The sequence below is a fragment of the Magnetospirillum sp. UT-4 genome (genome assembly GCF_902729435.1).
Taxonomy (GTDB): domain Bacteria; phylum Pseudomonadota; class Alphaproteobacteria; order Rhodospirillales; family Magnetospirillaceae; genus Magnetospirillum.
In genome coordinates, this window is record NZ_LR746521.1 from 163,656 (window position 1) to 178,015 (window position 14,360).

The window sequence follows — 14,360 nt, forward strand, 5'->3', positions numbered from 1 at the left end:
CGTGACAGCTTGGCACCTCGTCACACGCCAATCGGCGATGGAGGGGCCCATGCAGTCCGTCCTGGTTACCGGCGGTGCCGGTTATGTCGGCAGCCATGTCTGCAAGGCGCTGGCGGGGGCAGGGTATCAGCCCGTCAGTTACGACGACCTCTCCACCGGCCACCGCGATCTGGTGCGCTGGGGACCGCTTGAGGAAGGCGATCTCGGCGACGGCGAGCGGCTGTCGCGGGTCATCGGACGGCACCGGCCGGTGGCGGTGCTGCACTTCGCCGCCGCCTCCCTGGTCGGCGATTCGGTGCGCGATCCGGCCGCCACCTACCGCGCCAACGTCGCCGGCAGCCTGGGGCTGCTCGATGCCATGCGCCGCCACGGCGTCGAGGCGATGGTCTATTCCAGCTCGTGCGCCACCTACGGCGCCGACGCGCCGCAGCCCATGAACGAGGACACGCCGCAGCAGCCCATCAACCCCTACGGCTGGTCCAAGCTGATGACCGAGCGGATGCTGGCCGATCACGGCGCCGCCTATGGGCTGCAATGGGCCGCGTTGCGCTATTTCAACGCCGCCGGCGCCGATCCCGAGGGCGAGACCGGCGAGGACCACCGGCCCGAGACCCACCTGATCCCCCGAGCGCTGATGGCCGCGGCGGGGACGCTGCCCCATCTCGACGTGTTCGGCGCCGACTGGCCGACCGCCGACGGCACCTGCGTGCGCGACTACGTCCACGTCTCGGACCTGGCGCGCTGGCACGTGGCGGCGCTCGATCACCTGCTCACGGGCCGCGGCTCGCTGCGGCTGAACCTGGGTACCGGGCGGGGCCACTCGGTGCGCGAGGTCATCGCGGCCGCCGAGCGGGCCACCGGGCGCGCCGTCCCCATCCGCATCGCGCCGCGCCGCGCCGGCGACCCGGCGGTGCTGGTGGCCGATTGCACCCGGGCGACGGCGGTGCTGGGAAGCCCGCCGGTACACACCGAGCTCGACGACATCGTCGGCTCCGCCTGGCGCTTCATGGAGCGTCGCGGATGCCCCAGCCACAGGAGGTGACGGCCATGAATAGGATGCGACTGATTGCGGCGGCGACCGCCGTTCTGGCCCTGGCCGCCTGCGGCCGGGTCGTCGAGCGGCCGACCACCGTCGCCAACGCGCCGGTGCCGGCGACCCAGGGCTATGTCATCGAGCCCGGCGACGAGCTGGACGTGCGCTTCTTCTACAATCCCGAGCTGAACGAGGAGGTTGTGGTCCGCCCCGACGGCAACATCTCGCTGCCGCTGGTGGGCGAGACCCGGGCGGCGGGGACGACGCCGTCGCAGCTCGAGAACACCCTGCGCACCGGCTATTCCCGCGAACTGCGCCAGGCCGCCATCACGGTCATCGTCAAGGGCTTCGCCGGCCAGCGGGTCTACGTCGATGGCGAGGTCGGCACCCCGCAGATGGTCAACATCGCCGGCAACCTGTCGGCGCTGCAGGCCATCGCCTCGGCCGGCGGCTTCAAGGACTCGGCGCGCAAGGGCGAGGTGCTGGTGATCCGGCGCAGCGGCACCCCGCAGCCGGTGGTGATCCCGCTGGACCTGGGCGCCGTCCTCTCGGGTGCCGACACCCGCCAGGACCTGGCGCTGCAGCCCTACGACATCGTCTTCGTCCCCAAGACCGCCATCGCCGAGGTCAACCAGTTCATCGACCAGTATTTCCGCCAGAACATTCCGATTCCGTTCGGGGTCGGCTACGGCCTGAACAACTGACCGTGCGGGAGACCAGACATGTGCGGCATCGCGGGATGGGTCGATTCCAGCGCCGCGGCGGTGGGGCCGGGGGTGATCATGGCGATGACCGCCGCCATCGCCCACCGCGGCCCCGACGGCTGGGGACGCTGGGACGGGGTCAGCGGCAACGGCCGCTGGCGCCTGTCGCTGGGGCATCGCCGGCTGGCCATCATCGACCCCGCCGGCGGTGCCCAGCCGATGGTCTCGAACGACGGCCGGGCGATCCTGGTCTTCAACGGCGAGATCTACAATTTCGCCGAACTGCGGAGCGAGCTGGAACTGCTGGGCCGGCAGTTCCGCACCCGCTCCGACACCGAGGTGCTGCTGGAGGCCTATCAGGCCTGGGGCATCGAATGCGTCTCGCGGTTCCGCGGCATGTTCGCCTTCGCCCTGTGGGACCGGGTGCGCGAGCGGCTGTTCCTGGCCCGCGACCGCTTCGGCAAGAAGCCGCTGTTCCTGTGGCGGGACGATTCCGGGGCGCTGGCCTTCGCCTCGGAGATCAAGGCGCTGCTGGCCCATCCCCGGGTTCCGGCACGGCTCGACCGCGCCTCGGTGGCCGAATGCCTGGCGTGGCGCTACGTGCCGGGGCCGCACACCCTGTTCGACGGCATCGTCAAGCTGCCGCCGGGGTGCTGGGCGTGCTGGGAAGGCGGGCGGCTGGTGCAGGTGTCCTACTGGTCGCCGCCCGATGCCGGCTACAGCCCCGGCACCCATGGCGGCGACGCGGTGGCCGCCTTCTCCCGCCTGCTCGAGGAATGCGTCGCCCTTCGCATGGTGTCGGACGTGCCGTTCGGCGCCTTCCTGTCGGGGGGCATCGATTCCTCGGCGGTGGTGGCGCTGATGAGCCGCCAGTCCGGCCGCCCGGTGGAAACCTTCTCGGTGGGCTACCAGGAGGCCGGCTATAGCGAGCTGGCCTATGCCCGGATGGTGTCCAAGGCCTTCTCCACCCGCCACCACGAGCTCACCATCGCCGCCGAGGACGTCATCACCGCGCTGCCCGACCTCACCCGCTTCCGCGACGCGCCGGTGGCCGAGCCGGCCGACGTGCCCATCCACCGCCTGGCCTGCGAGGCGCGGCGCAGCGTCAAGATGGTGCTGACCGGCGAGGGCTCGGACGAGGTGCTGGGCGGCTACCCCAAGCACCGGGCCGAGCCCTGGGGCGCGCTGTACCGCCGGGCCTGCCCGCCGGGGCTGCACCGCCGTCTGGTGGAGCCGCTGGCGGCGGCGCTGCCCTATCGCCACCACCGCGCCAAGACGGCGCTGCACTGCTTCGGCCTGGCCGATCCGCGCCAGCGCCTGCCGCGCTGGTTCGGCGCCTTTTCCGGCGACGAGGTGGCGGCGCTGCTGGCCCTGCCGGTGCCGCCCCGCGCCATCGATCCGCGACCGTTCACCGTGGCCCGGCGCCACAGCCCGATGCGGGCGGCGCTGGCCTTCGACCAGGCCTCGTGGCTGCCCGACAACCTGCTCGAGCGCGGCGACCGCATGACCATGGCCGCCGGCATCGAGGCGCGCATGCCGTTCATGGACCACGTGCTGGCCCATTTCCTGGCCAAGCTGCCCGACCGCACCCGGGTCGGCGGCCGCTCGGGCAAGCGGCTGCTGCGCCTGGCCATGGCCGGCATCCTGCCGCCCGAGGTGCTGCACCGGCCCAAGGTCGGGTTCCGGGTGCCGGTGGCCGACTGGTTCCGCGACAGCCTGCAGGGCTGGGTGCACGAGCTGCTGCTGGGTCCGGATTCGGCGACCCGGGACTGGTACCGCCGCGACGCCCTGGTCCGCCTGGTCGAGGAACACCGGGTCGGCCGCCACAATCACGAAAAGGCGCTGTGGCTGCTGATCACCCTCGAGCATTTCCAGCGCGCCTACCGCCTCGGCTGACCCTATATAGGAGGGGAAGGCAGACTTCGGCAAACGAGTGCGTCATGGCCCGTCCCATCATCCTGTTCACCGATTTCGGACCGGCCGGACCCTATGTCGGGCAAATGCGGGCGGTGCTGGCCACCCGGGCGCCCGGGGCCGCCATCATCGATCTGGTCTCCGACGCGCCGGCCTTCGATCCCATGCTGTCGGCCTATCTGCTGGCGGCGCTGCTGCCCGAGATGCCGCCCGGCGCGGTGGTGGCCGGGGTGGTCGATCCCGGGGTGGGCGGCGACCGTGCCGCCCTGGTGGCCGAGGCCGATGGCCGGCTGCTGGTCGGTCCCGACAACGGCCTGTTCGAGATCGCGCTCCGGCGCGCCGGGAGCAGGCGGGCCTGGCGCCTGGACTGGCGGCCCGGGCGGCTGTCCGCCACCTTCCACGGCCGCGACCTGTTCGCGCCGGTGGCCGCCCGCCTGGCCAACGGCGAGCCGCCCGAAGCCGTGGCGGGGCCGGGGCGGGAGGTGCCGGACCGTCCCGACTGGCCCGACGATCTCGCCCGCATCGTCTATGTCGACCATTACGGCAATGCCATGACCGGCCTGCGTGCGACCCTGCCGGGCGACGCCGTGCTCATCGCCGGCGGGCGGCCGCTGCTTTCCGCCCGGACCTATTCCGACCTGCCGCCGGGGAGTGCGTTCTGGTACGCCAATTCCATCGGCCTTATCGAGGTGGCGGTCTCCGGCGGGCGCGCCGCCGATGTGCTGTCCCTGGCGCCCGGGGACCCCGTGGCACTCGGGCAAAATCCCGATGCGGGACACTTCGGAAATGGATAGGATCAGTCGAGGCGGCTATGCGGGGGTGGACGTGTCCTTCAGGGTGAAGTTCTGGGGCGTGCGCGGAAGCATCGCCTGTCCTTCGCCGGACCATGTGATCTACGGCGGCAACACCAGTTGCATCGAAGTCTCGGTCGGCGGCAATACCTTGATCCTGGATGCCGGCACCGGCATCCGAATGCTGGGCCAGTCGCTGATCCAGCGCGGAATTGCCAAGGCGACGCTGCTGCTGACCCACACCCACTGGGACCACATCAACGGCTTTCCCTTCTTCGCGCCAGCCTTCCGGCCTGATTTCGCGCTGCACATCATGGCCGGGCACCTGGCCGGTTCCCAGGGCGGCATCCGCGCCGTTCTGGCCAACCAGATGGAGAACCCGACCTTCCCGGTGCCGCTGTCGGCCATGCGCGGCGCGCTTTCCTTTGCCGATTTCCGCGCCGGCGAGTCGTTCGAGCCGTTCCCGGAGGTGACCGTCCGCACCGCGCCGCTGCGCCATCCCAACAACGCCACCGGGTATCGCATCGAACATGCCGGCAAGGCGGTGTGCTACGTCACCGACACCGAGCATGTGCCGGGCGAGCCGGACCGCAACGTGCTGGGCCTGATCGACCAGGCCGACCTGGTGATCTACGACAGCACCTATACCGACGCCGAGTTCCCGGCCAAGGTCGGCTGGGGCCATTCCACCTGGCAGGAGGGCATCCGCCTGTGCCGCGCCGCCGGCGTTGCCCGCCTGGCCATTTTCCACCACGATCCCGACCATGTCGATACGGTCATGGCCGGCATCGAGGCCGAGGCCAGGGCGTTGTGGGACGGCGCCATGGCCGCCCGCGACGGCATGGACCTGGTGATGGTGGAGTAGGGGAAGGCGCTGCCCCAGTTCCCCCTCCCCTGGCGAAGCCGGGGGAGGGTTGGGGTGGGGGCATGATGCCCTTTGCAGACGTAGCCGGTATCGCTCTCCGTCGGCACTGCCATGCGGAAAGAGTTCATTCACCACAGAGACACAGAGGGTGCACAGAGAAGGAAAGGTTTTTCTCTGTGCCTTCTCCGTGTCTCTGTGGTGAATCTCCCGTCCGACACGAGTGATGTGGGCTTTTCGTTGGCAGGTGGTGTCCCCGCGAGTGGTGCTACGGCACCACGTGGATGGCCGGATCAAGTCCACTTCTGTCCGGTTTAATTCTCGGCTGGCAATTGCCCCCTCGCCCGCCTGCGGGAGAGGGGGGGCGAGCGTCAGCGAGCCGGGGTGAGGGCGGCGCGTGTCCACGCGCCCAAGACCTGAAAACGCAGAGGTTTTCGCTGTCGCGAAGCGCACCTGACGGCGCGCGCCCTCTCCCTCCCGTCGCTGGCGCGACGGGTCCCTCCCTCTCCCGCAGGCGGGCGAGGGGGCCCTTAACAGCCGAAAATTAAGCCGGACAGAAGTAAGTCAAGTCCGGCCATGACGGCAACGAGTTGAAATGGCGTGCAGAAATGTGTGAATGCCGTAGCGCTTCGCCAGGGGGAGGAGGTCGTTCAGCGCGGGTAGACGTGCACCGCCACCCGGCGGTTGAGGCCCTGGTTGGCGGGCAGGGGCGTGCCGTCCTCCAGCCGGTTGGGCACCCGCGGCGCGAACGGGCCGAACGAGGTCACCAGGATGCGCTCGGCCGGCAGGCCCAGGGCGACCATCGCCCGCATGGTGGACAGCGCGCGGGCGGCGGCGAGATCAAAGTTCGACGGGAATTGCGCCGTCTGCACCGGAGTGTCGTCGGTGTGCCCCTGGATCTCGAAGCGATAGGTCTCGAAGCGCGGCTGCACCAGGGTTTCCACCACTTCCTTCAGCAGCGGCTGCAGCTCGCTCTTGATCTCGGCAGAGCCGGGCTGGAACAGGGCGCCGGCATCCAGATTCAGCACCACGCCGCGGTCGTCGGTGGCGACATCGGCGGCGTCGGACCCGCCGGCGGCGGCGTTCACCACCTCGGTCAGCTCCTTGCGCATGGACTCGATGGGGCGCTGCGGCGGCTGCTTGCCGATCTCCGAGGTCATGCCCGACTGCACCTGTTCGTACAGCACCGAGTCCACCTTCGAGACCGACGCCAGCAGGATGAAGAAGCACAGCAGCAGGGTGACCATGTCGCCATAGGTCTCCATCCACGAGCCGTCCGGCTCCTGCGGTGCCTTCTTCTCGAACGCGCTCATGTCATCCGTCCCCTCGGAAGGCCGCCATCATTTGCCCTTCATCTTGTCGATGTCGAAGTGGATGGCCGGGTCGAGGAAGCTGTTCATGGCGTCCTGGATGAAGCGCGGGTTCTTGCGCTCGGCCAGCAGCGACAGTCCCTCGCAGACCAGGTAGTTGCGGAAGCGCACGATCTCCTCGCGTTGCTGGATCTTGCTCGCCGCCGGCAGCAGCACCAGACGGGGGAACAGCACGCCGTAGAGGGTGGTGATCAGCGCCACCGCCATGCCGGGACCCAGCGCCGCCGGGTCCGAGCCCATCTGGCCCAGCATGATGATGAGGCCGATCAGGGTGCCGATCATGCCGAAGGCGGGGGCGGTGCCGGCCATGTTGCGCAGGATGTCGGCCGGGATGCACGAACGCTGGAAGGTGGTCTCGATGGAATTGGTGAGGATCTGGCGCACCTCGGCTCCCGAATAGCCGGCGATCACCAGGTCGACCCCGAAGCCGAGGAAGCGGTCCTGCGATTTCACCTTGCCGGCGTCGGATTCCAGCCCGGCCATGCCCGACTTCTGGATCAGGTAGCCCCAGCGGATGCAGCGGCCGACCTCGCCCTGCAGAATGCCGCGCTGGACCTTGGGCGCGAAGAAGATCGAGGCCATCAGCTTGAAGGCCTGCAGGACGTAGCGCGGTTCGTAGGAGATGAAGGTGGAGGCGAAGGTGCCGCCGACCACCATGATGAACGAAGGCCCGTCGAGAAAGACCAGGTAATTGTCGGTGGCCAGGGCGATCGAGCCGAGGAACAGGAGAATACCGGCCAGAAAGCCGACGATTGTTGCCAGCGACATGTTCGCCCCTGATCCCCCGTCTTCGGTTTGACGTTCGGCGGTTGGAGTATTGGCGACCATCTTGTGCGAAACGGCGCAAAGGGGCAAGCCCGGCGCGATCAAGGAGACCAACGCGCTTGCACCGGACTCCACATGACGTAGACTAAAAATTGGGAAGGAGCCGTTTCGCCGGGCAAAGGCAGGGACGGCAAGCATGGGAAATTTGCGATGACCTTGTCGGCGCCTTACGGCGTGCATGGCATCCTGCTGGTGATCGTCGTCGCGGTGGCGGCCATGATCTTCGTGGGTCGCCGCCCCGGAGCCAGACGTCTGCGCCCCTATGCCGTCGGGTTCGCGCTGCATCTGACGCGGGCGATCCTTCTGTTCGCCGAGGATGGACTGGGCCACATCGCCGCCGCGGCCGAAATCGCCAATGCCGGCGTCGCGGCGGTCCTGGTCGCCGCCATGTTCGGCGAGGTCGGGCGGGCGCCGCCGTGGCGGATGCTGGCGGCGGCGTGGCTGGCCGCCGCACTCTGGGTGGCGGCGGCCACGGCGACCCTTGGCATCGCGGCGGCGGCGCTGCCGGTGCAACTGGTCGTCGGCGGTGTGATGATGGCCACCGCGGTGGCGTTCTGGCGCCGGGCCGAGGCGGCGCCCGAGGCCGGCTTCCGGCTGGTGGCGCTGCTGTTCGCGCTGTGGGCGGTGCACGAATGGGATGCGTCGCTGCTCGGCCTCGCCGCGCACAACAATCCCTTCGTCTTCCTGGTGTCGCAGGTGATGGCGACGGCGCTGGCGGTGGCCCTGGTGATGGCGTTCTACCGCGAGCGCCGGGCCATCGAGGAGGGGCTGAAGCGCGAGGCCCAAAGGCTGTTGCGGCTGCAGGGCGAGGCCATCGCCGCCGCCGCCAACGCCATCTTCATCACCGACCGCTCGGGGCGCATCGAATGGTCCAACGAGGCCTTCACCCGCCTGTCCGGCTGGGGTGCCGTCGAGGCCAAGGGGCGGGGGGCGCGGCGGCTGCTGATGGGCAAGGAACGCGACAGCCGCCTCGACGATGCGCTGGGCAGCTCGCGGCCGTGGCGCGGCGAGCTGTCGTTGCGGCGCAAGGACGGCACCCTCTACGTGGTCGATCAGACGGTCGCCCCCATCATCGGCGACGACGGCCGCGTCGCCCATTTCGTGGTGGTGCAGGAGGACGTGACCGAGCGGCGCCATGCCGAGGAGCGCATCCGCTTCCTGTCCAACCACGACCAGCTCACCGCGCTGCCCAACCGGCTGCTGTTCCGCGAGCGGCTGCAGCGCACGGTGGCGCGGGCCCGCGCCGAGCGCGGCGAACTGGCGGTGCTGTTCATCGATCTCGACGATTTCAGCCGCTACAACGACGTGCTGGGCCATGACGGCGGCGACCGGCTGCTGCTGCAGGTGGTGGAACGGGTGATGATGGCCGCCCGCGGCGCCGAGGTGGTGGCCCGGGTGGGCGGCGACGAGTTCGCCCTGCTGATGCTGGGGGGCGCCGATCTGGCCGAGACCACGGCGCAGGCGGTGCTCGAGGCGATGCAGGGCGCCTACGACATCGACGGCAGCGACGTCCATGTCGGCGGCTGCGTCGGCATCACCGTCTTTCCCAGCGATGGCGGCGACGCCGACGTGCTGATGAAGAACGCCGACATCGCCATGTACCGGGCCATCCACGAGGCCCAGGGCGGCTATTGCTTCTTCGCCCCGACCATGCACGACGAGCTGGAGCGCCGGCGCGGCATCGAGGCCGACCTGCGCCGCGCGGTCGCCCGCGACGAGCTGGTGCTGTACTACCAGCCGGTGGTCGAGATCGCCGGCCGCCGCATCCTCGGATTCGAGGCGCTGCTGCGCTGGAACCGCGGCGGCGCCGGGCTGGTGGCGCCGGCCGAGTTCATCCACCTGGCCGAGGCCAACGGGCTGATCGTGCCCATCGGCGAGTGGGTGCTGCGCGAGGCCTGCCGTCAGGCCCGGGAATGGGCCGATGCGGGGCTGGCCGAGGTGCCGGTGGCGGTCAACCTGTCGGCGGTGCAGCTGCTGCGCCAGGATCTGCCCCTGCTGATCCGCGGAGCCCTGACCGAGACCCGGCTGCCCGCCGCCCGGCTCGAGCTGGAGCTGACCGAGACCACGGTGATGGCCGATGCCTCGGCCGCGCTCAGGACCCTGGGCGAGGTCTCCGCCCAGGGCGTGGCCCTGGCGGTGGACGATTTCGGCACCGGCTATTCGTCGCTGGAACGGCTCAAGCGGTTCCCGGTGGGCAAGCTCAAGATCGACCAGTCCTTCGTGCGCGACCTCGCCGAGGACGACAGCGACGCCGCCATCGCCCGCGCCATCATTTCCATGGGCCATGCCCTCGGCCTGATGGTGGTGGCCGAGGGGGTCGAAACCGAAGCGCAGTTGGCCATCCTGGCGGCGCAGGGATGCGACGCCGTCCAGGGCTTCCTGTTCAGCCCGCCGGTCTCGGCCACCGAAGCCGCCGAACTGCTGCGAAGGGGCCGGTTCTCCCAAGCGCGGTCATGACAACCGGCCCCCGGCTGGATTACCCTGGCGCCCGCCACCATCCAGACCACTCGGGAGGGACCATGCGCAAGACCGCCATCGCCGTTTCGGCCGCCTTGGTGCTGGGCCTGCCGCTCGACGGCTTCGCCCAGATGGGCTCGCAGATGCTGCGCAACCAGTCGCGCATGATCGAGCGCACGGTCAGCCGCAACCTCGACAAGGTGTTCCGCCCCCGGCTGGTGGTGCGCGAGGGCAATACCGGTCCGGTCACCGCGCTGGCGCTGTCGGCCGACGAGCACTTCATGGTGTCGGCGGTGGGCAACAATTCGGTGCGGCTGTGGGATCTGGGCGCCGGACGCGAGCTGGCGCGGCTGTCCGGCCATGCCGACCGGGTGACCGCCATCGCCGTCAGCCCCGACGGCAAGCTGGCCGCTTCCGGCTCGGCGGACCGCTCGGTCAAGCTGTGGAACCTGCGCCAGGTGGGTGAGGCCGGCGGCGTGGCGGACCATGGCGCGGTGGTGACCGGGCTGGTCTTCCTCGACGGCAAGCGGGTCGCCTCGGCCGACGCGGCGGGCACGCTGAAGATCTGGGCGGCCGAGGGCGGTGCGCCGGCGAAGGCGGTGCAGGCGCACGGACCCGGCGCGGTGGTGCTGGCGGTACTGCCCGGCGGGCGGCTGGTCAGCGGCGGCGCCGACGGCCGCGTGCGGTTGTGGGACGGCGCCGGCACCCCGGTGGCCGAGGCCTCGGCCGAGGCGGCGGTGACGGCGCTGGCCGGCGGTGCCAAGGGGCTGGCGGTCGGCCTGCAGGACGGCCGCATCCTGCGTCTCGACCCCGCCACCCTGGCGCCCGGCGAGACCCTGTCCGGCGGCCATTCCGGCGCCGTGACCGGGCTCGCCTTCGACGGCGAGGGGCGGCTTTATTCCGGCGGCGGCGACGGCACGGTGCGGGCGTGGCGCGACGGCACGCCCAAGCTGCTGGGCAAGCACGACAAGGCGGTCACCTTCATCGGCGCCAGCCAGGATTCCGGCTTCGTCCTGTCGGCCTCCGAGGACGGCACCACCCGGCTGTGGAACGCTACCACCGGCGCCGCCTTGGTCACCCTGCTGTCGACCGAGAAGGGCTGGGCGGTGGTCGATCCCAAGGGACGCTACGACGGCAGCCAGCAGGCGCTGAACGGCATCGACTGGCAGGGCGAGGACGTGGCCGTCAACATCGATTCCTATGCCGAGACCCATTTCGAGGCGGCGCTGCTGCCGCGGGTGATGGCCGGCGACGGGCTGGGCGAGGCGCCCTCGATCCCGGACGGGGTGCGCTATCCGGCCAAGATCCGGTTCGTCACCCCGACCGCTTCGGGCTCGGTGGAGCAGCCCCGCATCGCCGTCGAGGTCGAGGCCGAGGACGATGGCGGCAGCGGCGTCAACGAACTGCGCCTGTACCGCAACGGCCGCCAGGTGGCGACCGAGGCGGCGACCATCGAACGCGGCCAGACCGCCGACGGCGCCCCCCGCGTGGTCGGCCGCTTCGAGCTGCCGCTGGGGCCGGGCCGCAACGAGCTGGTCGCCACCGCGGTCAATGCCGACAAGATGGAGAGCCCGCCGCGCACCCTGGTGGTCGAGACCGCGGCCGATGCCGGCAAGCCGGCCATGCATCTTCTGGTGGTGGGAATCAACGCCTACCGGAACAAGGAATTGAACCTTTACTACGCCCGTCCCGACGCGCAGGCCCTGCTGAAATTCTTCGCCGAAGCCGGCGGCGGTGCCATGAACCCGGGTCAGGTCATCTATCTCGAGGATGGCAAGGCCACCCGCGAGAACATCAAGGCGGCGCTGGCGACCCTGCGGCGGGCGCCGGCGGGTGATCTGGTGGTGGTCTACATGGCCGGCCACGGCGTCTCCATCGGCGACGACTGGTACTACGTGCCGCACGAACTGGAAAAGCCCGAGGAGGACGAGTTCCTGAGGGCGCAGGGCATGTCCTCGAAGGACCTCAAGGCGGCGCTGGAGGCCATGACCGCCGACCGCACCCTGCTTCTGCTCGACACCTGCCATTCCGGCACCGCCGTCAGCCCGCTCAAGGATTATCGCGGCCTCAAGTCGCTGCGTCTGCTGGCGCGCTCGGTGGGGACCCACATCCTGGCCGCCACCGACCGCGACCAGTACGCCATCGAGCTGGCGCGGCTGGGGCACGGGGTGTTCACCTATGCGGTGCTGGGGGCGCTGCGGGGCAAGGCGGATACCGGTCCCGCCGACGGCACCGTGACGGCGGCGGAGCTGATCCGCTACGTGGAGAACGAGGTGCCGCGGCTGGCGCAGCAATATACCGACTACGCCCAGTACCCCACCGGCTATTCCCGCGGCATGGACTTCATGGTCTCGCGGCCGGCGAAATGATCCGGCTTTTCGCCGCATCTCTGGCGCTGGCGCTGGCCGCCTGCGCCGGCACGGTGGTCGCCGACGCGGAGCGGGCCGGGCTGGTTCCGGTGATGGTCGAGACTCCGACGTTCCGCCTCGCCGCGTGGCAGCGGCTGCCGCCGGTGCCGGGCGGCGAGTTGGCGGTCTACCTGGAGGGTGACGGTTTCGCCTGGGCCGGGCGCGGCCAGCCGTCGCGGGACCCGACGCCGCGCGACCCGGTCGGCCTGGCCATGGCCGCCCGTGATCCGGCCCCGGCGGTGCTGTACCTGGCGCGGCCATGCCAGTTCTCGGGCCGCGCCGATCCGCGCTGCCATGAGCGCTACTGGACCGGCGCGCGTCTGGCGCCGGAGGTGGTGGAGGCGGCCGAGGCGGCGGTGGCGGCGGCCATGCAACGCACCGGCGCGGCGCGGCTGCGCCTGGTCGGCTATTCCGGCGGCGGAGCACTGGCGGCGCTGCTGGCGGCCCGCCGCTCGCCCGAAAGCACCCGACTGGTCACCGTGGCGGCGCCGCTGGACCTCGAGGCCTGGACGGGGCTGCACACGGTGTCGCCGCTGTCCGCGTCGCTGTCGCCCGCCGATCACCGCGACCGCCTGCGCGCAGTGCCGCAACTGCATCTGGCCGGCGCCGAGGATGCGGTGGTGCCGCCCTCGTTGGCTCGCGATTGGGTGGCGGGGCTGGGCGGTTCGTGCGCGGCGTTGCGGGTGGTGCCCGGCTTCGGCCACCAATGCTGCTGGGCGACCCTGGCGCCCGACCAGCTGAAGGCGCCCGACTGCCGGTGACGAAAAAGCCCCCGGCAACGGCGTGCCGGGGGCCTTCACGGAAACGCGGAAATCAGAACCGCAGGCGGGCGTTCATCAGGACGCCCATGGCGCTGGTGCGGTCGCGGCCGACCACGCGGTTGAACTCCAGGCCGACCGATTCGGTGTCGGTCGGGAACCAGTCGAGGCCGGCATAGATCTGCGCCTCGTCGGCATCGTCGCTGCCGCCCCGGTTGCCGCCGGTGCCGTCGGCGCCGACATAGTCGTGCACCAGGTCATAGGCGTAGTAGAGCGCGGCGAAGGGTTCGATCTGGCCCCACAGATAGGACAGCCGGCCACCGGCCTTGGCCTGCACCAGATGGCTGGTGGAGCCGGCCTGCTGCCGGGCGGCGGGGCCGGTCTCGGTATAGGAATCGTTGTCCGAGTAGGCCCAGATCATGCCGAAATCGCCGCGCAGGCGCCATTCCGGCGCCAGCTCGAAGCCGTGATGGGCATTGGCGGCGGCCATGGCGCGGTAGCCGTTGTAATGACCCTGGGCGGTGCCGGAGGCGCGCGAGGCGTCGTTGTCGGTCCAGGTCAGGCCGATCAGGCCGTCGATCGAGGTGCCCTGGCCGAAATCGTAGCCGACATAGGGCACCAGCGAATAGCCGTTGGAGTCCAGACGCCCGGCGTTGAAGTCGGTTTCGAAGGTGTTGCTCTCGTGGAAGGCGGCGACGCCCACCACCAGGTTCTGGTTCAGGACCATGTCGAAGCCGACGGTCTGGCTGCCCGCGGTACCGGAAAAGGCGGCGCCGACCACGGTGCTGGACAGGCTGGTGGCGCCCAGCGCGCCCCACAGGGAATAGCGCAGTTCATCGTCGCCGCCGGATACGCCGGTCTCGCCCAGGGCGCTGCGCTGGCGGGTGGAGGGCGAGAGGGAGCGGCTGACCTGGTTGGACACAGCAACCGTGGTGACCGTGGCGGCGCTGCGATTGGCGCCCGAATCCACTTCGGCGCCGGCCGACTTGGTGACGTTGGCGGTGTCGCAGTTGTAGTAGGTGCCGCCCGAGTAAGTACATCCGCTGCTGCTTTCCGAGGCCCAGGCCAGACCCGGTGAAATCAGCGAGGTTCCCAGACAGGTTCCAATGGCGGCGAAAACAAACCGGCGCATCAACGGCTCCCCGATATCACGTTTGTTCGGCAACCTATACCGAAGACCGATGCCCATGGCCACTGGCGGCTGGGCAGGGCGACCGAGACTTTCTCCGCCTGTGGCC

11 protein-coding genes are annotated in these 14,360 nt (G+C 70.3%); 8 read left to right on the forward strand and 3 right to left on the reverse strand.

Annotated features, from left to right (window positions below; genetic code table 11):
• The first annotated feature begins 49 nt into the window (after positions 1-49).
• Genes galE through MTBUT4_RS15965 form a run of 5 tightly spaced genes read left to right on the forward strand, consistent with a single transcriptional unit; the run spans position 50 to position 5,307 of the window.
• A complete protein-coding gene (galE, locus tag MTBUT4_RS15945; RefSeq protein WP_173980681.1) occupies positions 50-1,042 on the forward strand; it encodes a UDP-glucose 4-epimerase GalE in 993 nt (330 codons plus the stop codon).
• A 5-nt stretch (positions 1,043-1,047) separates the two neighbouring features.
• Positions 1,048-1,737, forward strand: coding sequence for a polysaccharide biosynthesis/export family protein (locus MTBUT4_RS15950; protein WP_173980682.1), 690 nt, complete (start codon positions 1,048-1,050; stop codon positions 1,735-1,737).
• A gap of 18 nt (positions 1,738-1,755) precedes the next feature.
• Complete coding sequence (asnB, locus tag MTBUT4_RS15955; protein WP_173980683.1) at positions 1,756-3,633, forward strand: asparagine synthase (glutamine-hydrolyzing); 1,878 nt, start codon at positions 1,756-1,758, stop codon at positions 3,631-3,633.
• Positions 3,634-3,677: 44 nt separating this feature from the next.
• Positions 3,678-4,445, forward strand: a complete 768-nt coding sequence (locus tag MTBUT4_RS15960; protein WP_173980684.1) for an S-adenosyl-l-methionine hydroxide adenosyltransferase family protein — start codon at positions 3,678-3,680, stop codon at positions 4,443-4,445.
• A 31-nt stretch (positions 4,446-4,476) separates the two neighbouring features.
• Positions 4,477-5,307, forward strand: a complete 831-nt coding sequence (locus tag MTBUT4_RS15965; RefSeq protein ID WP_173980685.1) for an MBL fold metallo-hydrolase — start codon at positions 4,477-4,479, stop codon at positions 5,305-5,307.
• A gap of 647 nt (positions 5,308-5,954) precedes the next feature.
• Here MTBUT4_RS15965 and MTBUT4_RS15970 read toward each other — a convergent pair.
• On the reverse strand, positions 5,955-6,617 hold the full coding sequence (locus MTBUT4_RS15970; protein ID WP_173980686.1) for a flagellar motor protein MotB: 663 nt from the start codon (positions 6,615-6,617) through the stop codon (positions 5,955-5,957).
• Positions 6,618-6,644: 27 nt separating this feature from the next.
• Entirely contained in the window at positions 6,645-7,442 is a 798-nt protein-coding gene (locus MTBUT4_RS15975; protein WP_173980687.1) for a motility protein A, read from the reverse strand.
• 207 nt (positions 7,443-7,649) lie between these two features.
• On the opposite strand from MTBUT4_RS15975, the gene MTBUT4_RS15980 reads away from it, so the two are divergent.
• The 3 genes from MTBUT4_RS15980 to MTBUT4_RS15990 all read left to right on the forward strand — a co-directional run bounded on the left by MTBUT4_RS15980 (position 7,650) and on the right by MTBUT4_RS15990 (position 13,125).
• Positions 7,650-9,956 carry a bifunctional diguanylate cyclase/phosphodiesterase gene (locus MTBUT4_RS15980; protein ID WP_173980688.1) on the forward strand — a complete coding sequence of 769 codons (2,307 nt, stop codon included), beginning with the start codon at positions 7,650-7,652 and terminating at the stop codon, positions 9,954-9,956.
• Between the two features lie 62 nt (positions 9,957-10,018).
• Positions 10,019-12,325: a caspase family protein gene (locus MTBUT4_RS15985; RefSeq protein WP_173980689.1), complete on the forward strand. Its 2,307-nt coding sequence runs from the start codon at positions 10,019-10,021 to the stop codon at positions 12,323-12,325.
• Positions 12,322-13,125, forward strand: coding sequence for an alpha/beta hydrolase (locus tag MTBUT4_RS15990; RefSeq protein WP_173980690.1), 804 nt, complete (start codon positions 12,322-12,324; stop codon positions 13,123-13,125). Before MTBUT4_RS15985 ends, MTBUT4_RS15990 begins: the two co-directional genes overlap by 4 nt.
• Before the next feature lie 52 nt (positions 13,126-13,177).
• Here MTBUT4_RS15990 and MTBUT4_RS15995 read toward each other — a convergent pair whose 3' ends face one another.
• Positions 13,178-14,254, reverse strand: a complete 1,077-nt coding sequence (locus MTBUT4_RS15995; protein ID WP_173980691.1) for an autotransporter outer membrane beta-barrel domain-containing protein — start codon at positions 14,252-14,254, stop codon at positions 13,178-13,180.
• Positions 14,255-14,360: the final 106 nt, after the last annotated feature.